The following is a 21,704-nucleotide window of genomic DNA, read 5'->3' on the forward strand; positions in this document are numbered from 1 at the left end:
TATCCGGCATAAAATTTCAATACTGCTCACTACCGTCCTACAAAGCCAGGAGTCTGGTCTCACTATCTTGCGAAGAAGTGCGCAAGTATCTGTAAGGAAGTCGGTATAACGTAAACCAATCGCTGACCAACTGTAGTGTTCAACTAATACCGGAGCTTGCCATGCGACTCTCTAGTTTCTCCCTGACACCCTCACTGCGCTGGCTGTTTGTTCCCTGGCTGGTTGTCGTGGCCGGCCCTGCGATCGGCAGTGACGACCTGCACTTTTCGCCCTTCCACATGGAGCGCTGGCCCACCCGCAGCTTCGAGGGTGAAACCGAGTATCGCGTGGTCGACAAGGACGGCCAACCCGTCTTGCAGGCACGCGCCAACCAGCAGGCCTCCGCACTTTACCTTGAGCGCGAAATTGATCTGACACAGACGCCCTACCTCAAGTGGTGCTGGCAGGTGGATCGTATTTATCCCGGCCTGAACGAAACCACCCAAGCCGGAGACGACTACCCTGCGCGGGTTTACGTCGCCCACAAGAGCGGCATCCTGCCCTGGCAGGTGCAGTCGGTGAACTATGTGTGGTCGTCGACCCAGGCCGCCGGTACCGCATGGCCGAACGCCTTTACCCAACGCGCCCAGCTGTTGGCGCTGCAAGGCGGTGACCAACAGGTTGGCGAGTGGGTCGCGGAGGTACGCGACGTGCGCGAAGACTACCAGCGCCTGTTCGGTGAACGCCATGACCACATCGACGGCGTGGCGCTGATGAGCGACGGCGACAACGCCGGCGGCGATGCCACGGCCTGGTTCAGCGGCCTCACCTTCTCCGCCGACCCCACGCCGCCGGAGTGTCCGTCTTCATGACGAAAAACGTTTACCGCCACTCCATCTTGAGATCTTTGTGGGACTGGGCACAATCCCGAAGATAAAGGTTGATAAGGCTCTGGTACGGAAGGTCTTTCTCTTCAGCTAGCTTTTTGAAGTACTCAATCGTATCTTCATCGAGCCTAATAGTGACCTGCCTTTTGAGCTTCTTCGCATATGGGTTCTGAACGGATGTTGAAAAATCGTAATCATCACGCATGCCTGTACCCCTCGTAAGCCTTTCGCTCTCGCTTGTTGGCTTTACGCGCCGAGATAATCCGAATGGTTTCCCTATCCCTGACGCAATGACACACGACCAACAGCCGAGAATGAATACTGGTGCCAAGAAGCAAGAACCGATCCTCTTCGTCAGAGTGATCCGGGTCCGCTATCACCCGGGCAAATTCATCCGTGAAGGCCGTTTTAGCCCTGACGAATCCCCACGAATTCCCAGCCAAACACCGCTGAGAAAAACGCTTTTGTAGCTTTTAGATCTTTCTCTACGTAGTTGAGCTTTTCATGCTGGTTCATGGCTTGTCCCTCGCTTATTCGTCAGCTCTGCCACTGCCCTACCTGCCGTTGTGTGTACCGTTCAAGATAGATGGCTCACAAAAAAATGCCCCGGCAGGCAACCGAGGCGTTTTAGGTGTTTTTTACTGCCCGAAGCCGATGCCCAGTCGCAGCGCCTGGAGACCATCGAGCTCGACTCTTAACTCATCGGAAAACAGAGGGTGCCCCTGCACCGTCAAATTCAGTGCCGCCTGAGAGCCACGATAAGTGACGGTCGCCGAGACGTTCGCGGACGTATTGATGGGGGCCAACAGCCCATACTCGAGGTTATCAACGCTGACCGAGGTGAGGCCGCGATTATCCAGCTGCTGCTGAACTTCCTGTTCGACGGCAACGCCGTAATAGAAGTACAGGCCGGCATAGCCAAGCGCCAGCAGTACGATCAGTGAGAAGAGCTTTCCCATTGTTTCCCCTAGGGGTTGCAGAATCCTTGGTGGTTGCCGCCTGCGGTCAAATCGTGGCGACACGCAGGCAACCGCGAGCGCTGATAATGCCTGCGGCGATCAGGACGCACAAGCAATCAAAAATGAACATTTTTTACCCATGAGCAGCTCGCCGCAGTGAACCGCTAGCAGAGTGGCTTGGGTGGGAGTTGAAGAATAGACGTGACTGGTATGGTTAGTGATTTAGTACGTTATTAGGTGCCTTATCAGCCGCTTCTGCTTTCAGGCGTTCAACCAGCCAGACCTTGATAATCGATTGACGGGCAACCCCAATCCGAGCCGCCTCACGATCCAGCGACTCTACGACCCAGGCTGGGAGGTCAACATTAATACGCTTCTGTTCCTGGTTTACGCGGTGTGCAGTGGTCAGATCCAGATCGTCGACGATATCTTCGCTGCCCTGATCAAACTTTTTGTCGAAATCTTTAGCTTTCATCGTACTCATCAACATTGTTTTCAACCTCTTTCACAAGGCGGGTTTAGCGATATCGGCGGCAAAATGTGTCGGTGATCGCCCATAAATCCGGCGTCAGGCGCTGTTCCACCTCGGCAAGTATGGCGGCTGGCACGCTGCCGTAGAAGGCTTCGGCAATGCCCCCGGCGATGCAGGCCTGGGTATCGCTGTCGCCACCTAGCGATACCGCGTTACGGACCACCTCTTCATACGAATCAGATTCCAGAAAGGCGATGATGGCTTCCGGCACGCTGCACTGGCAGGAAACATCGAAGCGGTAATGCGGGCGAATGTCGTCCAGCCTGCGCGCCAGGTCATAATCGAACCGCTGGGTAAGGGTGGTGCGGATAGTGGTTTTATCCGCGCCGGTTCGCGCAAGAAACACTGCCAGCGCGGTGGCTTGTGCGCCCTTGATGCCTTCGGGGTGGTTGTGGGTAATGGCAGCGGTGGCTTTGGCTTGGGCGAGCACGTCGGCTTCAGTGGAGTAGGCAAAGCCCACGGGGCTGACGCGCATGGCGGCACCGTTACCCCAGCTGCGGTAAGGCCCGGCATTATCTGCGGCCAGCCATTGGATAAACGAGCCACCGTAGCCCGCATTGGGGTACTGCCTGCCTATTTGGCGAACGGCATCGGCGTAAGGGATGTTATCGAGAATGGCACTGGCAATCGCCACGCTCAGCACACTGTCGTCGGTGAAACGAGACTGCGCCTGAAACAGCGGGAAGTCTTTGGTTTTAATGGGCTGATGCTCGTACACCGAACCAATGATGTCACCCGCAATCGCGCCAATCATAGATTCCTCCGCTAGCCGGTTTGCGCTGCATGTGATGAGTCAGTTGTGATGGCTAGTCGCATCGGATGTCTAGCAGCATAGTCCAGCTGGGCCGTAACACTGGCCCGGACATCCCGGCCGGGCCAGCATCAAGAAAGGATGACGAACGTTTTATTCAGCCAATGTCCGGGCAACTTCCAGATAGTCGACACCATTGGTAGCCACGCGCTCCTGATCAAGCGTTTCCGACCCCAGGTGCACCTCTTCCAGAGACACCGCCATGCTCTTAACTTCCTCGTCAATTTTCAGCAGGGCGTTCTCCAAGGTGTAAGTCAGCATGTGAAGCTCGCCCATCTGCTCGTTGGTCAGCTCGTCGGAGGCCAGCATTTCCGCCAGCTGTTGATTGCCCTCGGAGAAGTTAGCCACCGCTTCTTCCATCGTCTCGGCGGGCTTGCCTTCGAAATGCTCGGCGCGATCATGTGCTTCCTCATGATCATTGGCCATGGCCACGCCGCTGCTTATCAGACCTGCCAGCATCAAAAACGCAATACGTTTCATGAACTACCCCTTTCCGGCTAAGATGATGCGCATTATCCGTTGCGAATGATTTGCACTCAATAAACGTATCATGCTGCAACCAAAATGAGAATCGTTCTTTAATGCGTTTTCTTCAAATTGACACTAACAAACCCATTCCCTATCACCTCAATCCCCGCGTCACACCCCATCACGAACACAAGCGGGACGCTGCGCCAACGACCTGAATATCATCGAGGCTTCGTTCCACCAGTCTTTGTTCCTGGCGCTATTTCTTTGTGTCACTTTTCTGCTCGGCGTAACGGTGCAAATCATCCTTCAGGGGTTCCAGGTCATGGCCGGCTCTCTGGGATGCCTTCATCAAGTCCATGATCGGGCATTCAGGTGCTTGAGAATAGGCCCAAAGATGCGAAACCCGCTTGCCGGTGCGGCAAAAACCCACTATGGGTTCGGGTGATGACTGCAGCACCTCGGAAAACGCATCAATGTCTTGCTGCGAGTACTCTCCGGGCTTGACTGGTATTTCGCGCCAGACCATGCCCAAGGATTCCGCTTTATCTTTAAGCGCCTGCATATCCGGCTGATCCTCGGTTTCTCCGCGCGGCCGGTTGGAAATGATGGTGCGATAGCCCTCTTTTGCCAGGGTATCGATCTCCTCGTAACTGGGCTGGGCCTTGACATCCTCCCCCACCTTCAGCGCTAGCGCGCTTGTGGAAGGGGATTCCCTGGTCGTCACCTCCCAGATTCCTGCTTCGTTGTCCATCGCCTCAATGCCTTGGCATTGCCGGTCTTACACAAACTCCACAGGCGTAACTTCCCGAGTGCCCCTCGGTAGTGCTTCAACTCTCAGCACCGGCTAACAGCGCGGTGCCGGCTTGTAGGATGTTGCGGGCGGCATTGACGTCGCGGTCGATGCCTTGGGTGCCGCAGTCCGGACAGTCCCAGGTGCGAACATTGAGCGGCAAGGATTCGACGACAAACCCGCAGCCATGGCAGCGCTTGCTGCTGGGGTACCAACGGTCGATCTGGACGAACTGGCGCCCCGCCCATGCGGCCTTGTACTCAAGCTGGCGCACTAGCTCCCCCCAGCCCACATCACTGATGGCTTTCGCCAGAGACCGGTTCTTGACCATATTTTTCACCGCGAGGCTTTCAGCACAGATCACTTGGTTCTCGTTGACGATCTGCCGGGTGAGTTTATGAAGGTGGTCAAGCCGGGCATCGGCGATTTTCGCGTGGCGCCTGGCCACTTTCTGCTTGGCTTTCGCCCGATTGTTCGAGCCTTTTTGCTTACGGCTCAGTTGCCGTTGCGCCCGCGCCAATTTGCGTGCGTGACACACCGTATGGCGGGGGTTATTGACGCGCTTGCCGTCACTGGTCACGAACAGGTCTTTCAGCCCGAGATCGATACCCACCATCTTGGGGGTAATGGACAGTGATTCGGCGTTCACTTTGCACAAGCAGCTAATGAAATAGCGACCGGCGCGGTCTTGGGACACGGTAACGGTGCTGGGGGCTGACGGAAGCACGCGGCTCCAGCGGATGCTGAGGGGTTCCTGGCACTTGGCCAGCGTGATCTGGCCGTTGCGATACGCAAACGCCGAACTGGCAAAGGTGGCGGACTGTCGCTGCTTCCTTGACTTGAAACGCGGGTACCGAGCGTACTTGGCAAAGAAGTGCTTGAAGGCCGATTGTTGGTGGCGCAGGCATTGCTGCAAGGGCACCGAACTGACCTCGGCCAGGAACGCGGTGTCCGGCTGCTTTTTCAGTTGCGTCAAGAACGCACTGGCGTCGTTGTAGCCGATTTTCTCTTTGCGCTCGTAAAACGCATCAGTGCGATGTCGCAGCACCGCGTTCCAGACAAACCGCACGCACCCAAACGTCCGCGCCAGCAGGATTTCCTGCTCGGGCGTCGGGTAGAATCGGTACTTGTAGGCGCGTTCGATTTTCATGAATTACAGTTTAGTATCATTTGCGTAAGAGAACAAGACGTCCTCTCGGACGCCGCGTTTGTATCCTCTCCCTTCGCGCTACGCGACTCAGGAAGAGGTATTACGCGCTTTTAGATAACGCTGAGCCGTTCATCGAGCAGCTTGATGTCCATATGATTTTCTCATTAGTTACATTGTTCGTTTTTGTTCAGGTACCCGCCGGGGCCTCGCGGCAGTCCGAGCCGTTGACTGGCCACTTGCACCGTTCAAAACGCAAAGCGCAATCCTGCCAAAACCATCCATTGTTCGGTCTTGTCTCCCGCGGCACCCGCGATGTCTTCGGTCTCACCCACGAGTGACTGATAGCGTACGCCAATATAAGGTGCGAACTCCCGTTTGACTTCGTAGCGCAGGCGCATATCCAAGTTGGCACTGGTCATGCCGGACCCGAGCTTGCGTTCAGGCACGTCCTGAGCCGCAAACCCCAGTGCCGCACGAGGCTGAAGCACCAGTCGCTGGGTAATGCGAAGATCGTATTCTCCTTCCACTTCTATCGTCAGATCTCCGTCCTCGGAGACATACAGCGAGCTATCGAGTTCCAACTGGTAAGGCGTCAACCCTTGCAGCCCGAGCACATACGACCAGCGATCCCCGTAATCATCGGACGTCCATTCGTTGGCGTACTGAATACCGGTCTGAACACTCCAGAAGGGTGTAAAAAGGCGCGAATAGAGGAAATCGTTCTCGCTTTCACCTTCATTGGGACCATCGAAAATTGCCTCACCTTCCGTCTTCAACCAGAATTTGTTGATATCGCCACCGAGCCAGGCATCAGCCTCCCAGCCTAAATGATCGGGTGCCTCGTCATCCGTCATGCGGTATTCAAATTGATCAAAGAGCACGAACCCAAACCATTGATCGTCGGCAACGGGGTCGGGGAAGTGTGCGGGTGGCTCGCTCTCGGCATAGTTGAATACCTCGTCGAGCGTCATGCCTTCGGGTAGCGGTGGAGCATCAAGATCAGGCGGCGGTGCGCCCTGATGGTGGTGCGCGGATTGCTGATGATCCGGAAGATTGGCGGTGTTAGGCATATCTTCCGTGCCCGATTCGTTCTGGCTCATGGCAGGGTTAGAAAACAGAGCGACTACGCTCACCACCGCCGTGAAGCGAGTTCTAGGCATCGGCATCGATCGATTCTCCTTCCAGCAAACGGACTACAGCCACTGTGCGAAACATGCCTGCATCCATGTGGTAGAGCAGATGACAGTGGAAGGCCCACTGCCCTGGTGCATCAGCGGTAACATCCACGGTCAGCAATTCCGCCGGCTGAACATTGACCGTATGTTTGCGCGGATTGGTGTCGAGGTCGCCACCGGCATAGAGGTCCATCCACATGCCGTGCAGGTGAATCGGGTGACTCATCATGGTGTCGTTGATCATATTGATTCGCAGACGCTCGCCGTACTGGAAACGTATCATGTCCGCCTCCGACCATTTCTTGCCGTCGAAGCCCCAGATGAACTTGTGCATGTTTCCGGTCAGGTGAAGATAGAACTCCCGCGTCGGGGGACGCCTGAGCGGGGGGCGTTCCCGCGCCCGCAGCTGGCTGTAAGTCAGTACCCGCCAGCCATCATCACCCAGGCCTGCTCCGGGGTAATCCAGACGTCGGTAGGCGGTCTGCGCCATGGTGATACTGGCCGGACCATGGCCGGCGGGTCCGTGCTTGACGCGCTCTATCAGGTTTTTGGTGGGTAACCCGCCTTCAGCATGCCGATCCATCGGCATCTCCATGCTTCTGTGGCTGCCGCTACTCATACCCTGCATGCCGTCCATGCCTTGCATACTGCCGTTCATCATCATGCCCATGTCAGCCATGGTCAGCATGGGCCTGCGACGCCTCTCGGGAATGGCAGCGGACATGCCCTCCCGGGGTGCCAGAGTCCCGCGGGCATAGCCGCTACGATCCATGGTTTCGGCAAACAGCGTATAAGCTCGGTCGTCCGGCAGGCTGACCACCACATCGTAGGTCTCGGCTACCGCAATTCGGAACTCATCGGTTTCGACCGGTTTGATATTCTGGCCGTCAGCCTGAACCACTGTCATGGGCAGGCCCGGAATGCGAACGTCATAAAAGGTCTGAGCGGAGGCATTGACGATCCGCAGCCGAATCTTCTGACCCGGCTGGGCAAGAAAAACCGGGTTCTCGTCGGCTGCCTTGCCATTCATGAGAAAGGTATAAGTGGCCCCAGTGACGTCGGCAATATCGGTCGGATCCATCCGCATCCCTTGCCATGCCAGTCGTTTATCGATGACCTCCCCAAGCGCCATGCCCGTCGCCTGCATCTGGTCATCGATGTTCGCCAGCGTCGGCCGCTGGAAATTGTAATAGCCCTCTATGGTTTTGAGATTCCGAAACACGTTATGCGGGTTTTCAAACGTCCAGTCCGACAGGACGACGGTATACTCGGCGTCGTAATCAACCGGATCGTTCTGGGCCGGCTCGATGATGAGTTGCCCGTAATGACCGCGCTGTTCCTGAAAGCCGGAATGGCTGTGATACCAGTAGGTGCCATTCTGCCGTACCGGGAAGCGATAGGTGAAGGTCTCGCCTGCGGGAATCCCGGCAAAGCTGATACCTGGCACGCCATCCATATTGAATGGCAAGAGAATGCCGTGCCAGTGAATCGAGGTCGATTCAGGCAGACGGTTGTGGACGCGAATTAACGCATCCTTGCCTTCTGTCATGCGAATAACAGGCCCGGGGACCGAGCCGTTGATGGTAATCGCCCGCCCGATACTGCCATCGACCAGCAAGTCTTGGTTTTCGATGTAGAGATCGATCCCTTCCGCTGCGGTAGCATCAAGTTCGCCAAAATTTCCAGCGCGAGCCGCATCAGTAGCCACCGCCAAGGCCGGGCGGTTTAGCAACATGTAACTGGCCAGAGCCGATGAAGCTGTCGTGACAAGAAACCTGCGTCGCGTAAACAACCTTGACCCGATAAAACGGTATTGTTCTGTCACTCGAACTCTCCTTATACCTTTTTCCTTTGTACCCTTTTTCTTTATACCCTTTCTCTAGTGCCCTGCTTCTTCTAGTGTTCCAGCTTGTCCTGGCGCTGCTCTCGCTGCCCTGCGGCAACCGACCCAGCAGGAACCTTTCTCTGAAAGTATTAGCGTAGACTGGAACTGTCCAATACACGCATGTTTCTTGGGTCTTCCATACAGGACGCTTAATTTTTCCTGATTACTCACCTCAGTCAGCCATCAGGCCAGTCTTGAACTACAATGAAAGCATGTGGATGATCAAGGCGTTATCGACATGGCTCGCAACCCTATCCAGTTTCAACCCGGCCTGTCACTGCCGGCCTTCCTCAAACAGTACGGCACGGAAGAGCAATGCCGTGCGGCCCTCTACCGGCTTCGTTGGCCCAAGGAGTTCGTATGTCCCGACTGCGGCAACACGCCGTGCTGCCAGCTGTCGCGGGGGCTCTACCAGTGCCATCACTGCCATCATCAGACCTCGCTGACCGCCGGTACCATCTTCCATGGCACGCACCTGCCGCTGACCACCTGGTTCCTGGCGATCTACCTACTGACCCAACGCAAGAATGGCCTCTCGGCACTGCAGCTGTCCCGGGAACTCGGCGTCACCTACAACACGGCCTGGAAGCTCAAGCACAAACTGCTGCAGGTCATGCACGAGCGCAACCAGGGAGAGACGCTTACTGGACGCATCGAGATCGATGACGCCTACCTGGGCGGTGAACGGCCGGGAAAGCGCGGGCGCGGCGCTGAGCACAAATTCCCGTTTGTGGCGGCCGTGCAAACCGATGAGGAGGGCCACCCGCAGCGTGTTCAGCTACGCCGTGTGAGCGGCTTTACCCTCACCGAGATACGTCGCTATGCGCAACAGGCCATTGCGCCGGGCAGCCAGGTCATCAGCGATGGTCTGGGGTGTTTCCGGGCTTTCGACACACCAGACTACGCCCACGAGCGCCACATCACGGGCGGAGGGCGTGCCAGCGTGGAGAACCCTGAGTTCAACTGGGTCAACAACCCTGCTGGGCAACGTCAAGAACGCCATCACTGGCACCTACCATGCCATCCGCGGGCAGCACGCCCCTCGCTACCTGGCCGAGTTCGAATACCGCTTCAACAGGCGCTACGACCTCAAGGCCATGATCCCGCGCTTTCTCGCGGTGGCGGTAAAAACGCCGCCGATGCCGTACCGGTTCCTGAAGATGGCTGAGCCATATGCGTAATCAGGTATTGTTTTGACAATTTCCATTCGCGTTATCAATTAGGATGCACCTGCAAGCATAATGCTGTTTTGAAGTGGCTATAGTAAGTGCGGGCTGCAACATCGCGGCCACGAAAGTCAACGCACGAGCTAGCGAGGTACGCATGGCGGCACCGTTACTCCAGCTGCGGTAAGGCCCGGCATTGACGGCGGCCAGCCATTGGATAAACGAGCCACCATAGCCCGCGCTGGGGTACTGCCTACCTATTTGGCGGACGGCATCGGCGTACGGGGTGTTATCGAGAATGGCACTGGCTATCGCCACTCTCAGCACGCTGTCGTCGGTGAAACGAGACTGCGCCTGAAACAGCGGGAAGTCTTTGGTTTTAATGGGCTGGTGCTCGTACACCGAACCAATGATGTCACCCGCAATCGCGCCAATCATAGGTTCCTCCGCTAGCCGGTTTGCGCTGTATGTTGTCAGTATTGAAGACGGCGAGCAGCTTGCCGACTGCCGACTCACAACCCGCAAGAACATCAGTTCTGTGTTAGAGTAGTTGCTCTGAATGACTGAAACATATCAAAAAGCAGCAACGCGCTGCCTTTCCCGACGACTTCGAGCGCTCCCCTACTGGCGACGCTTCGACATCTTGCAGTACAGCCAACACGGCTAGCACGACGATTTTCCGCCCTGAAGCGAATTGCCTGTAGTCCTTGGCAAACGGAGCCTCCGGTTTATTTTTACGCCCGCAGTTAATCCTGCATTTGGCGCGCGCCTGCGTGGACCTCTTTCAAGGGGTTATCGGGTCCTGTCCTTAGCGAGGCGGTGACCAGCCACGACTATTTTTTCGTCGAACCAGCCAAGCGCTCGCTCGTTCAGACGATCAACAGAGAAACACTATGAGTTTTCGAATCGCCATCCTTGGGGCCGGCCCCAGCGGACTTGCCCAACTCCGTGCCTTTGAAGCGGCACGCCTCGCCGGCACCGATATTCCCGAGATCGTCTGCTATGAAAAACAGAGTGATCTGGGCGGAATGTGGAACTACACCTGGCGCACCGGCCTTGATGCCTACGGTGAGCCCGTGCACGGCAGCATGTATCGCTACCTCTGGTCGAATGGACCGAAAGAATGCCTGGAGTTTGCCGACTACAGCTTCGAGGAGCATTTCGGCCGGCCCATTCCCTCCTACCCGCCCCGAGCGGTGCTCCGTGATTACATCATGGGACGCGTCGAAAAGAGTGGAGCACGGCAGTACATTCGCTTCAACACCGCGGTGCACTGGGTAGATTACGCGGAAGAAACCGGCAAGTTTGCGGTCACCATACGGGACCTGAAAGAAGACCAGCTGAGCACCGAAGAGTTCGACCATGTGGTCGTAGCCACGGGGCACTTCTCGACTCCGAACGCGCCCTACTTTGAAGGCCTCAACCAGTTCCCGGGCCGCGTCATGCATGCCCATGACTTTCGCGATGCCTGCGAATTCGCCGGCAAGGACCTGCTGCTGATCGGTAGCAGCTATTCCGCTGAGGACATCGGCACCCAGTGCCATAAATACGGCGCGAAATCGGTCACCTTCAGCTACCGCAGCCAGCCCATGGGCTTCGACTGGCCAGACTCTTTTACCGAAAAGCCACTGCTCATTAAAGTGGTCGGCAAGACGGCCTACTTCAAGGACGGCAGTAGCCAGGAAGTAGATGCCATCATTCTCTGCACCGGCTATCAACACCACTTCCCGTTCCTGCCGGACCAGCTGACCCTGAACACCCATAACCGACTCTATCCAGAAGGCCTGTACAAGGGCATCTTCCTGGAGAAAAACCCGAAGCTGGTATTCCTGGGCATGCAGGACCAGTACTACACCTTCAATATGTTCGATGCCCAGGCCTGGTACGCGCGGGATATGATCCTAGACCGGATCACCCTGCCGGATGAAACCGCCATGGCCGCCGACAGCGCGCACTGGGTCAACCAGGAACAAGGCGTCGACAATCCGTTCCAAGCAATCGACTTTCAGGCCGCCTATATCATTGATCTGCTGCAGCCCACCGATTACCCCACCTTCGACGTCGAGGGCGTGGCGGAAATCTTCAAGCAATGGGAGCACGATAAAGAGGCGGACATTCTGGGTTATCGCAATAAGAGCTACCGTTCAACCCTCACGGGCACCCTGGCTCCGGTCCACCACACGCCGTGGATGCAGGCGATGGATGATTCCCTGGAAACCTTCCTCAGCGAAAAGCCGGAAGTCGAGAATCAAGTCTTGGAAGCGATGCGCTAGAAAGACCGTTCGCCACCGCAGCGCTGCTGTTTCTGTCGCGCACGCTATTTAGTGTTATCGAAAGGAAACGTTCATGACCAATACCAGCCTGACCCAGGCCCGTTCACGCTTCACCGCCAGCAGCATCCGATGGGGCTTCATGTGGGCCCTCTGGTGCGCCGTGCTCTGGGGCGCCTGGTATATACCCGGTTCCGCCGTCTGGTTTGAAGCGCCTTACGTCAACCTGAGTTATGACACCAATGCAGAGTTTCTGCTGGCGGCGGCAGTGCTTACGACGTTTAATGCCATCGCCGTCCTCTTCTTTCTCTTTGTCTGGAATGGGGTACTGGGTAAATGGGGCGAATACGGCCGCACCATTCGGCAGATGCGTAACATCTCCAAGTGGTTCTTTATCGGTGCCATCTTTGGTGGTCCCATGGCCATATTCGGCTCCTATCTGGCCATCGGCTACATTGGCGGGGCCTTCGCAGCTATCGCCGCGCTGATGTATCCGATCATCGGTGCCACTCTGGCTCGCCTCTGGTATCAGGAAAAAATTACCAAGCGGGCGGCCATCGGTATCTTCATCATTCTCGCGGGCGGCGTAACGGTCTACGCACCGGGCATCATAGGCGAACTGACCGGTACCGGTCAGAGCGGCTGGCTCGGCTACGTGGGCGGCGCCATGGCAGCCTTGGGTTGGGGCGTTGAGGGGGCCATTGCCGGACGGGGCCTGGATGTTGCCGACCCGGATGTGGGCATCACCGTGCGCTTTTCCGCCGAGGTCTTCTACTGGATAGCGCTCATTCTGCCCGCTATCTACCTGTTCACCGACCAACCCGTTGTCGAGTTGGTCGTCGCCACATTCAATTGGGCCGCCATTGGCTGGCTTATGTTGGCCGGGATCACCTTCGCCTTCTGCTATGTCTCCTGGTACAAGTCCTTCCCGCTCATCGGGGTGGGTCGCGGGCAGGCAATTGCCTCGTTATATGGTCTCTTCGCCGTGATCTTCCTGGCTGCCTTTACCCTGCAGCTTCCAGAGTGGAATTTCCTGGTCGGGCTGGCGCTGTTCGTGACCGGCGGCTTCGTGATGTTTACCGAGAACGACGAGGTTCTTGAAGTCGTTCGTGCCGTCTCGAAAAATGCCGACACCGAGACGGCCCCCTCTCCCACCCATTGATCAACTGGAGTGCCAACAGATGAAAAGATTGCACATGAAAGGCCGAATTCTCCAGCTAATCAACGCCAGACGCGATGAGGGAATCTGGGATTGGGAACTGACAGACGCCCTGATGGGTGAGTACGGTCTCACCGGTCGTTACTGGAGAGGCAACACGCGGGTGACCCTGACGGACCTTTTTTCCACCGGCATTATCGAAAGCGTTGAAGAGCAACTAGACGATCAGGGCTACTTCGGGGTAGGCCGGGTCCTGTTCAAATTTCGGCTCAATGCCTTTGGCCGACAGCGCATGCTGGACACCGAACTGGCCTGACGAGTGGGCTTTACCTAATTATTCAACTTTATGAGGAAATGATATGTCTGAGTTCTGGGGGTTTCCGGGTGCCGATATCCTGGCAGTGGCGGTAATTATTGCTTTGAGTGGCCTAGCTTTATACCAGGCCCGTACTTTCGTCACCAAGATCTGAAGTATTAACCGGGCATTCACTGGAACACCTGAACTTTATGCACCCACGTGCTCAACGCGCTTGATGCCAGGAACTTGCTGGCTGCGCTATGCTCTTTTGGGTGGCCCGGAGGTCGAGCAATGCCACCCCTGTCGCTTGAAAACGTTGAAAGTCGTGAGTGTCATATCAAAACATGGCCGGATAAATCACCTACAGTTAAAGAATCTCATTTATATAACGGTACAAGAAAGGAGCTTCGACATGGCCGGCAAAACACCCGAGACCGTTCGTGACATCATGTCCAGGGATTGCTACCGAGTCTCTCCCGAGACGTCCATCACCACCCTTGCTCAAGGGTTGGCCTTGCACCGTTTGCCCGGCGTGCCGGTGGTCGATCATCACGACAACCTCGTCGGTTTCATTTCCGAACAAGATGTTCTAGGGAAAGTACTGGAAAGCCTGTATCACGATGACGAGCCGCTATTGGTCAAGGAATTGATGCGCCATGAGGTCTTGACCGTCACACCCAACAAGGGCATTACCGACTTGGCCCAGGAAATGCTCGGCATCAAACCCAAGGTGTATCCTGTTGTCGAGCAGCGCCGCTTGGTCGGCATCGTGACCCGCCGTGACATTCTCAATGCACTTTTGCATGTTCGTCGACACTGAATCCGTCACCCAGTGCATGCCGATTTCGTCAGCCGCAAAAAAAACCGCCACTCGTGAGAGCGGCGGAAACAAGGGATCGAAAACAATAAACAAGTGCAACATTCCTAGCGACTGCTATCGCTGTGCTGCCTTAACTTATCTGACACTCATCGCGCGAAAAGTTCGCAAAAAGGCAAAATCTTCGTTTTCTGCTTTTACCGGGTATACTTGCAGCTTGGCCAATCGTGGCGGTGTATCGACGTTGCTCACATCCGATGGAGTACAGTAGTGGCTCTTTTTTTGCTGGTTTTTGCTGTCTGTCTGCTGATTCTCGGTGCGATGGTGATTATCTTGCTCAACTCTCGTACGCCGCGATACCGCACCCAGCCCAGTGATTTACTGGCATTGTTCGACAAAGCCTTGGGCAGCCAGGTCAGTGAAACGGAATGGAATACCATTATCGGCTATCCGATTCGTCATGATGACTATCTCGATGGAATACGACGCCGTGCGGCGCGTTTGATGGAAACCCATGGGCGCCATTGGCGAGTAGCCCAAGGCAAGCCGTTGCTGGATCAAGAAGGCCAGGCGGAATTGAAGGGATTGCGTGACCACTTGGCGGCACATACGTCACTACGCGAGCAATATTAGCTTCCACTAGCGGTACAAGCTAACGGTATAGATCTCGCGCAACCATGGCAGTCCTCAGTCCTGTTCAGGAGACATTCCATGCCCAGCATTATTCGTCAAATTCCCTTGGAGCGAGCCACTCGCCACCACTCCCATGATTTCCATCAGCTGGTCATCACGTTGAGCGGGACGGCGGAATTCGAGATAGAGGGATTGGGCGGGCATGTCAATGCGTTTGCAGGCTGTATCGTTCCCGCCAATCATGAGCATTATTACTCGGGCAGCGGCCATAACCGTCAATTGATTCTTGATCTTCCCGAAGACGCTCCCGCCCTGACTGGCGACCATCGCGAGTTGGTGGCCCTGTTCGATGCACCGCGCTTTTTTACTCTCGACAAGGCTCTTCGCCATTACCTCGCGTTTGTGGATATCGAGCTGAACCAGCAAGGCGGCCTCAGCGAAGCCGGCACCTTGCAGCAGGATCGTCTTGCCGTCACGCTGCTAGGTTCCCTCAAGGCCAGGCTGGGAGACGAAGCTCCTCATGGCCGCAAGCGCCTGAACATGCCCCTGCTGAACCGTTATATTCAGCAGCATCTAGGGGATGAGTTACGCGTCGCGGACCTCGCTCGGCTAGCCTGTTTGAGCGAGACGCATTTTTCCAGCTGCTTTCGCGCTCAAACCGGCCTGTCTCCCTGGCAATACGTCAAGCGTCAACGCCTGACGACCGCTCGCCACCTGTTACTTACCAGCCGCACTCCCCTGGCCGACATTGCCGTGCAAACCGGGTTTGCCAACCAAAGTGCGCTTTCGCATGCGTTCCGGCGCAATTATGGATTATCACCACGTCAACTGCGTCAAGGATTGGCTGCACAACCAATACCACAATCGATATCGACGTCTTTTGCCGCTCCTGACTGCTTAGTCGAGGCTCAAGGGCTAGACTAAGGTAGTAAAATTACTTGGTTTGCCTTGAAATTGGCATGTTTTGCGTCGAAACCGACATGCAGCAAATAACCCCGCGCATTACATTCGGTTAATAGATTGGGTGTTATGCCCGGTATTACCCTTCCGTTATTGCTCAGACCTTCGGGGGCTTCGATGCTCAACGCCAAGAAACTACGTGACCCTGCCACCTGGCAAACCGATCTCGACACCTTGATGGCCCGCGTCAGCGACCATTACCTTGTCGACGAAGATACCTACGTCGGTGAACTGATCAAGCTTCTGGACACGGATCGTGAAGACTTCGACCGTATCGAGCAACGTACCGCAGAGCTGGTCCGCGACGTACGTCAGATGGATACCGCCGTGGACACCATCGATGAGCTGCTGCAGCAGTACAGCCTCGATACTCACGAAGGCCTGATGCTGATGTGCCTGGCCGAAGCCATGTTGCGCATCCCCGACAAGGCGACCGCCGATGCCTTGATCGAAGACAAGCTCGGCCCGGCGGACTGGCAGGCACATATCGGTAAAAGTGACTCCTGGCTGGTCAACACCTCCACCTGGGGGCTTTTGATGACCGGCCGTGTGCTCAAGATGGATCATCCCAAGGAAGGGCAACCGGCGACATTCATCAATCGTATGGTCAACCGCCTGGGCGAGCCGGTCATTCGGCGCGCCATGTATGAAGCCATGAAGATCATGGGCAAGCAGTTCGTCCTGGGGCGGGATATCAACGAAGCCCTCAAACGCTCCAAGCCGCTGTTCGATAAAGGCTACACCTATTCATACGACATGCTTGGGGAAGCCGCTCGTACGCGTGACGATGCCAAGCGTTACTACGATGACTACGCCAAGGCCATCGACCAGGTAGGCAAGACTTGCAAGACACTTTCTGCCAAGACCCCCTCCCCCTCGGTTTCGATCAAGCTCTCAGCCCTGCATCCGCGCTATGAGTTCGGTCGCCGCGAGCAGGTTCTGGTCGAGCTGGTCGATACCGTGATCGCACTGGTCAGCCGGGCACGCAAGCTCAATGTGGCGGTGACTATCGACGCCGAAGAAGTCGACCGCCTGGAGCTGTCGCTGGAAGTCTTCCGTGCAGTCTATGAAAGCGAGGCGGTCAAAGGCTGGGGGCATTTTGGTCTGGTCATTCAGGCCTATGCCAAGCGTGCGCTGCCGGTGCTGCACTATATCAACCGTCTTGCCGACCAGCAGGGTGATGAAATTCCCCTGCGCCTGGTCAAGGGCGCGTACTGGGATACCGAAATCAAGGAGTCCCAGCAGATCGGTGTGGATGGCTACCCCGTCTTCACCCGCAAGGCCTGTACCGATGTTGCGTACCTGGCCTGCGCGCAATTCTTGCTCAGTGATGCGACTAGAGGGCGGATTTTCCCTCAGTTCGCCACGCACAATGCGCATACCGTGACCGCCATTCTCGATGTGGCCAACCAGAACAAGCGCCCCTTCGAGTTCCAGCGTCTGCACGGCATGGGCGAAGCCCTTTACGAAGCTGCCTTGCAGCGTGCTCCGAAAGGTACTTATTGCCGTATCTATGCACCGGTCGGCGCGCATAAGGATCTCCTCCCCTACCTGGTACGCCGACTGCTGGAAAACGGGGCCAACTCTTCGTTCGTCCATCAGTTGGTCGACCCGGACGTCCCGGTGGAATGGCTGTGCCAGCACCCGGTGATCAGCCTGCGCAAGTACAAGACGCTGTCCAATCCCAACATTCCGTTACCCCGGAACATTTACGGCCCGGAGCGGCGCAATTCTCATGGCGTAAACCTGAATATTCGCAGCCATTACCAGCCGCTGATGAAGCGAATGGCCGATTTCATGGACGTCACCTACCGCGCCAGACCGCTGCTGGCCTTTGACGTCGCCGATGATGCCGCTCAGCTCAAGACCGTGACCAGCCCGTTCGACCGGCGCAAGCAGGTGGGTAGCGTGCAATGGACCACCAAGGAGCAGGCAAGCAAAGCCTTGGATGCCGCCTGGGCCGCTTTCCCGCGCTGGGAAGCCACGCCGGTTGCCGAACGTGCCGCCATCCTGCGTCGTCTGGGCGATTTGATGGAAAAGCACATGGCGGAGCTGATGACGCTGTGCTCACGCGAAGGCGGCAAGTTGCTGACCGACGGCGTGGACGAAATCCGCGAAGCCGTGGACTTCTGCCGCTATTACGCCATGCGTGCCGAGGAAACCTTCGGCGAAGCCACCGAGCTTCCCGGCCCCACCGGGGAATCCAACCGCTTGATAATGGGCGGCAAAGGGGTGTTCGCGGCGATCAGCCCCTGGAATTTCCCGGTGGCAATCTTCTGCGGCCAGGTGGTTGCTGCCGCTGTCTCGGGTAACACCGTGCTGGCCAAGCCTGCCGAACAGACGTCCATCGTCGCGCACCGTGTCATCGAGCTTTTGTACGAAGCCGGTATGCCGCGTGATGTCGTGCAGCTATTACCCGGTGACGGACCCACAGTCGGCAGCGTTCTGACTTCCGACCCACGGATCACCGGGGTAGTCTTCACCGGTGGTACCGATACCGCTCAGATCATCAACCGAGCCTTGGCGGCACGGGAAAATGCCCCCCTGCCAACCCTGGTGGCGGAAACCGGCGGCATGAATACCATGATCGTCGACTCCACCGCGCTTCCCGAGCAAGTCGTGGTCGACGTGATCCAGTCAGCATTCCAGAGCGCCGGGCAGCGCTGTAGCGCCCTACGTGTTCTGTACTTGCAGGATGACGTGGCGGACCGGGTGATTGAAATCCTCAAAGGCGCCATGAACGAGTTGCGTATCGGCGACCCGCGCGACTTGGGCACCGATGTCGGCCCGGTGATCGATGAAGACGCCCGTAAAGGCCTCAATGCACACATCGAAAAGCTCAAGGGTGAAAAACGCCTGGTAGCTGAAACACCGTTGACGACCGAACAGACCGAACATGGCACCTTTGTGGCACCGGTCGCGTTCACGATCGATAGCATCAAGGCACTCGAGCATGAGCAGTTCGGCCCGATATTGCACATCGTGCGCTACAAGGCCAGCGAGCTGGATCAGGTCATCGACGACATCAATGGCCGAGGCTATGGCCTGACCTTCGGTGTGCATAGCCGTAACGAGTCTTTTGCCGCCGAAATAGCGCAGAAAATTCGCGCCGGGAACGTCTACATCAACCGTAACATCATTGGAGCGGTGGTCGGTGTACAACCTTTCGGTGGAATGGGGCTTTCCGGGACCGGCCCCAAGGCAGGCGGACCGCATTACCTGCTGCGCTTCGCCACGGAAAAAACCCTTACCAACAATACCGCCGCTCTGGGTGGCAATGCGTCGCTACTGGCGCTGGGCGATGAGTGAAACACCTCATCAAACATTGAATGAAGCAACTATAAAACCAACCTGAACTCCTGGAAAGGAAACGTATCATGGTTCAAAACAACCTGGGCATTGCCTTTACCTTCGTGGCGTACTTGATACTGATGCTGGGTATCGGTGTCGTCGCTTATAAACGTACCAACAATCTCTCCGACTATATTCTCGGCGGCCGCTCACTTGGACCCTGGACTTCCGCGATTTCCGCCGGGGCATCGGACATGTCAGGCTGGCTGTTGCTGGGTCTGCCCGGTGCTGCCTACATCAGCGGCATTTCCGCCAGTTGGATTGCGATTGGTCTGCTGATAGGCACCTGGCTCAACTGGCTGGTCGTGGCGCGTCGTCTGCGCCTTTACAGCTTCAAGGCCAGCGACTCCCTTACCTTGCCGGATTTCTTCGCCAAGCGTTTCCGCGACAGCTCACAGCTGTTGCGGGTCATTTCGGCGATCTTCATCCTGATGTTCTTCCTGTTCTATACCAGTTCCGGCCTGGTGGCAGGCGGCAAGCTATTCGAGACTGTATTCGGCTACGATTACTCGATCGCGGTAACCATCGGCACCATCGCCATTATCTCCTACACCTTCTTCGGTGGGTTCCTGGCGGTATCCTGGACCGACTTGATTCAAGGCTTGATGATGGCGGTCGCGCTGCTGATCGTGCCGGTCGTGGCCTTCATGGATGTCGGTTCAACAGGTGCCGCGGAAGCCTTGGCCGGGCAAAGCGAGCACATGCTCAGCTGGTTCCGCGATGCCTCTACCGGTGAAGCCCTGAGCTTTGTGGGTATCGTCAGTTCGTTGGCATGGGGCCTGGGTTACTTCGGTCAACCGCATATCCTGGCGCGCTTTGCGGCCATTCGCAGCGAAGCCGACATTCCCGCCGCACGCCGCATTGCGGTCACCTGGTCCGCGTTGACCTTGGTGTGCGCCATCGCGGTAGGCCTGTTGGGTGTGGGTTTCATCGAGCGCGACCTGGCCGATGGCGAAACCATCTTCATGGTCATGGTGAATGCCATCTTCCATCCGGTGATCGCCGGTGTGCTGTTGGCCGCCATTCTGGCCGCGGTAATGTCCACAGCGGATTCGCAGCTGCTGGTGTCATCCTCTGCACTGACCGATGACTTTTACAAGGCGCTGTTCCGCAAGGATGCCTCTCAAACCGAGCTGGTCTGGGTAGGCCGTTTTGCGGTCATCGGTATCGCCGCCCTGGCCTACATGCTGGCGCTCAATCCGGACTCCAACGTCCTGGGGCTGGTATCCTACGCTTGGGCTGGCTTTGGTGCCGCCTTCGGTCCGGCCTTGATCATGGCGCTTTACTGGCGCCGCATGAACCAGTGGGGCGCGCTTGCCGGCATTATCGTCGGCGGTGTTACCGTGGTGCTCTGGGCCGAGATATCTGGCGGTATCTTCGACCTGTATGAGATCGTCCCCGGCGTGATCCTGGCTTACATCGCGATTGTGGTCGCCAGCCTGGCGACAGCGCCTCCCAGCGATGCCATCACTGCCGAGTTCGATACTTACGATAAGGCCTGAGGTCGGTTTTTTTTCTATAAGGAAACGATCAAGCCAAGCCAGTAAAAAGACCGCCTTCGGGCGGTCTTTTGCGTGGACTGTATTATATTAGTTATTGGGCACGACTACCGACGAATCAACTCTTGCGCTGGATCAATAACAGCCTAGGCGCAGCTGGTTAGAATTACGTTCATCGGTTCTCAGCGGCTATCAGCCAACCTGTTCCTCAAGGAGTGATCTCATGCGTAAAATGACTTTGCCTGCCCTTCTCGCCGCCGGTATTGCCGCCGCCGCTTTCACCACCAGCACCCAAGCACTTGCCTACGGCGAAGGTGATTTCTTTACCCGCGTGGGTGCGGCGAACGTGGATCCGAAAAGCGATAACGGCACTCTTGACAATGGATTTAATGTCGATGTGGACAGCGATACCAACCTGGGTTTCACCTTCGGTTACCGCTTCCATGACAAGGTTGGGGTCGAGCTGCTAGCCGCGTTACCCTTCAAACACGACATTAATTTAGAGAACGGTATCGCCACAGGCTCAACCAAGCACCTGCCGCCTACCCTGACAGTTCAGTACTATCCGCTAGGAGGCACAGAGGCACGTGTTCAGCCCTATATCGGCGCGGGTATCAACTACACTAATTTCTTTGAGGAAGAGGCCACTATTCATCTCGCAGGAATTGGTAAAGTGGATTTAGAACTGGATGATTCCTGGGGTCTAGCCGGCCAGGTGGGTGTCGACCTATTGATCGATGACAATTGGGCAGTTAACGCCGCCGCCTGGTATATCGATATCGATACCGATGCCAAGATAGCCGGTGACGATGCGGGTACCGTTAATGTCGACCCGCTGGTCGTCATGGCGGGCCTCAGCTACCGTTTCTAAGCTAGCTTTGTCGTAAGGTATTCAGTGTCAGCCAATGCCCG

Annotated in this window: 21 protein-coding genes and 1 pseudogene; 11 read left to right on the forward strand and 11 right to left on the reverse strand. The window is 56.6% G+C overall.

Features of this window, described 5'->3' with window-relative positions:
- The first annotated feature begins 161 nt into the window (after positions 1–161).
- Complete coding sequence (locus DU506_RS10315) at positions 162–851, forward strand: DUF3047 domain-containing protein (RefSeq protein ID WP_114486856.1); 690 nt, start codon at positions 162–164, stop codon at positions 849–851.
- A gap of 10 nt (positions 852–861) precedes the next feature.
- Here DU506_RS10315 and DU506_RS22775 read toward each other — a convergent pair whose 3' ends face one another.
- The 10 genes from DU506_RS22775 to DU506_RS10370 all read right to left on the reverse strand — a co-directional run bounded on the left by DU506_RS22775 (position 862) and on the right by DU506_RS10370 (position 8,579).
- Entirely contained in the window at positions 862–1,071 is a 210-nt protein-coding gene (locus DU506_RS22775) for a BrnA antitoxin family protein (RefSeq protein ID WP_114486857.1), read from the reverse strand.
- Entirely contained in the window at positions 1,064–1,246 is a 183-nt protein-coding gene (locus DU506_RS22780) for a BrnT family toxin (RefSeq protein WP_415843661.1), read from the reverse strand. Before DU506_RS22780 ends, DU506_RS22775 begins: the two co-directional genes overlap by 8 nt.
- A 258-nt stretch (positions 1,247–1,504) precedes the next feature.
- Positions 1,505–1,825 carry a hypothetical protein gene (locus DU506_RS10335; RefSeq protein WP_114486859.1) on the reverse strand — a complete coding sequence of 107 codons (321 nt, stop codon included), beginning with the start codon at positions 1,823–1,825 and terminating at the stop codon, positions 1,505–1,507.
- Between the two features lie 214 nt (positions 1,826–2,039).
- Positions 2,040–2,300: a type II toxin-antitoxin system BrnA family antitoxin gene (brnA, locus tag DU506_RS10340; protein WP_114486890.1), complete on the reverse strand. Its 261-nt coding sequence runs from the start codon at positions 2,298–2,300 to the stop codon at positions 2,040–2,042.
- 43 nt (positions 2,301–2,343) lie between these two features.
- Positions 2,344–3,111 (reverse strand): ADP-ribosylglycohydrolase family protein, encoded by a 768-nt coding sequence (locus tag DU506_RS10345; protein ID WP_114486860.1) that lies wholly within the window; start codon positions 3,109–3,111, stop codon positions 2,344–2,346.
- Between the two features lie 150 nt (positions 3,112–3,261).
- On the reverse strand, positions 3,262–3,648 hold the full coding sequence (locus tag DU506_RS10350) for a DUF6746 family protein (RefSeq protein ID WP_114486861.1): 387 nt from the start codon (positions 3,646–3,648) through the stop codon (positions 3,262–3,264).
- A gap of 247 nt (positions 3,649–3,895) precedes the next feature.
- A complete protein-coding gene (locus DU506_RS10355) occupies positions 3,896–4,390 on the reverse strand; it encodes a protein tyrosine phosphatase family protein (protein WP_114486862.1) in 495 nt (164 codons plus the stop codon).
- Between the two features lie 76 nt (positions 4,391–4,466).
- The gene (locus tag DU506_RS10360; protein WP_114486863.1) at positions 4,467–5,579 is read right to left on the reverse strand and encodes an RNA-guided endonuclease InsQ/TnpB family protein; all 1,113 of its coding nucleotides are present in this window, start codon (positions 5,577–5,579) and stop codon (positions 4,467–4,469) included.
- 245 nt (positions 5,580–5,824) lie between these two features.
- Positions 5,825–6,745 carry a copper resistance protein B gene (locus tag DU506_RS10365; RefSeq protein ID WP_114486864.1) on the reverse strand — a complete coding sequence of 307 codons (921 nt, stop codon included), beginning with the start codon at positions 6,743–6,745 and terminating at the stop codon, positions 5,825–5,827.
- On the reverse strand, positions 6,732–8,579 hold the full coding sequence (locus DU506_RS10370) for a copper resistance system multicopper oxidase (RefSeq protein ID WP_235825506.1): 1,848 nt from the start codon (positions 8,577–8,579) through the stop codon (positions 6,732–6,734). Before DU506_RS10370 ends, DU506_RS10365 begins: the two co-directional genes overlap by 14 nt.
- Before the next feature lie 298 nt (positions 8,580–8,877).
- Here DU506_RS10370 and DU506_RS10375 point away from each other — a divergent pair.
- Positions 8,878–9,820, forward strand: a pseudogene (locus tag DU506_RS10375) (IS1595 family transposase).
- Here DU506_RS10375 and DU506_RS10380 read toward each other — a convergent pair.
- Positions 9,821–10,243 (reverse strand): hypothetical protein, encoded by a 423-nt coding sequence (locus DU506_RS10380; RefSeq protein ID WP_114486865.1) that lies wholly within the window; start codon positions 10,241–10,243, stop codon positions 9,821–9,823. It abuts the pseudogene before it with no gap.
- Positions 10,244–10,698: 455 nt separating this feature from the next.
- On the opposite strand from DU506_RS10380, the gene DU506_RS10385 reads away from it, so the two are divergent.
- The 9 genes from DU506_RS10385 to DU506_RS10425 all read left to right on the forward strand — a co-directional run bounded on the left by DU506_RS10385 (position 10,699) and on the right by DU506_RS10425 (position 21,663).
- Complete coding sequence (locus DU506_RS10385) at positions 10,699–12,078, forward strand: NAD(P)-binding domain-containing protein (RefSeq protein WP_114486866.1); 1,380 nt, start codon at positions 10,699–10,701, stop codon at positions 12,076–12,078.
- Between the two features lie 73 nt (positions 12,079–12,151).
- The gene (locus tag DU506_RS10390; RefSeq protein WP_114486867.1) at positions 12,152–13,237 is read left to right on the forward strand and encodes a DMT family transporter; all 1,086 of its coding nucleotides are present in this window, start codon (positions 12,152–12,154) and stop codon (positions 13,235–13,237) included.
- A gap of 19 nt (positions 13,238–13,256) precedes the next feature.
- Entirely contained in the window at positions 13,257–13,550 is a 294-nt protein-coding gene (locus tag DU506_RS10395; RefSeq protein WP_114486868.1) for a hypothetical protein, read from the forward strand.
- 394 nt (positions 13,551–13,944) lie between these two features.
- A complete protein-coding gene (locus DU506_RS10400) occupies positions 13,945–14,352 on the forward strand; it encodes a CBS domain-containing protein (RefSeq protein WP_114486869.1) in 408 nt (135 codons plus the stop codon).
- Positions 14,353–14,619: 267 nt separating this feature from the next.
- Positions 14,620–14,982, forward strand: a complete 363-nt coding sequence (locus DU506_RS10405; RefSeq protein WP_114486870.1) for a hypothetical protein — start codon at positions 14,620–14,622, stop codon at positions 14,980–14,982.
- A 78-nt stretch (positions 14,983–15,060) separates the two neighbouring features.
- Positions 15,061–15,906: an AraC family transcriptional regulator gene (locus DU506_RS10410; protein WP_114486871.1), complete on the forward strand. Its 846-nt coding sequence runs from the start codon at positions 15,061–15,063 to the stop codon at positions 15,904–15,906.
- Positions 15,907–16,059: 153 nt separating this feature from the next.
- Complete coding sequence (gene putA / locus DU506_RS10415; RefSeq protein WP_114486872.1) at positions 16,060–19,251, forward strand: bifunctional proline dehydrogenase/L-glutamate gamma-semialdehyde dehydrogenase PutA; 3,192 nt, start codon at positions 16,060–16,062, stop codon at positions 19,249–19,251.
- 68 nt (positions 19,252–19,319) lie between these two features.
- Positions 19,320–20,795: a sodium/proline symporter PutP gene (putP, locus tag DU506_RS10420; protein ID WP_114486873.1), complete on the forward strand. Its 1,476-nt coding sequence runs from the start codon at positions 19,320–19,322 to the stop codon at positions 20,793–20,795.
- 220 nt (positions 20,796–21,015) lie between these two features.
- Complete coding sequence (locus DU506_RS10425; protein ID WP_114486874.1) at positions 21,016–21,663, forward strand: OmpW/AlkL family protein; 648 nt, start codon at positions 21,016–21,018, stop codon at positions 21,661–21,663.
- The last annotated feature ends 41 nt before the right edge of the window (positions 21,664–21,704 follow it).

Source organism: Vreelandella rituensis (genome assembly GCF_003336665.1).
GTDB lineage: Bacteria > Pseudomonadota > Gammaproteobacteria > Pseudomonadales > Halomonadaceae > Vreelandella > Vreelandella rituensis.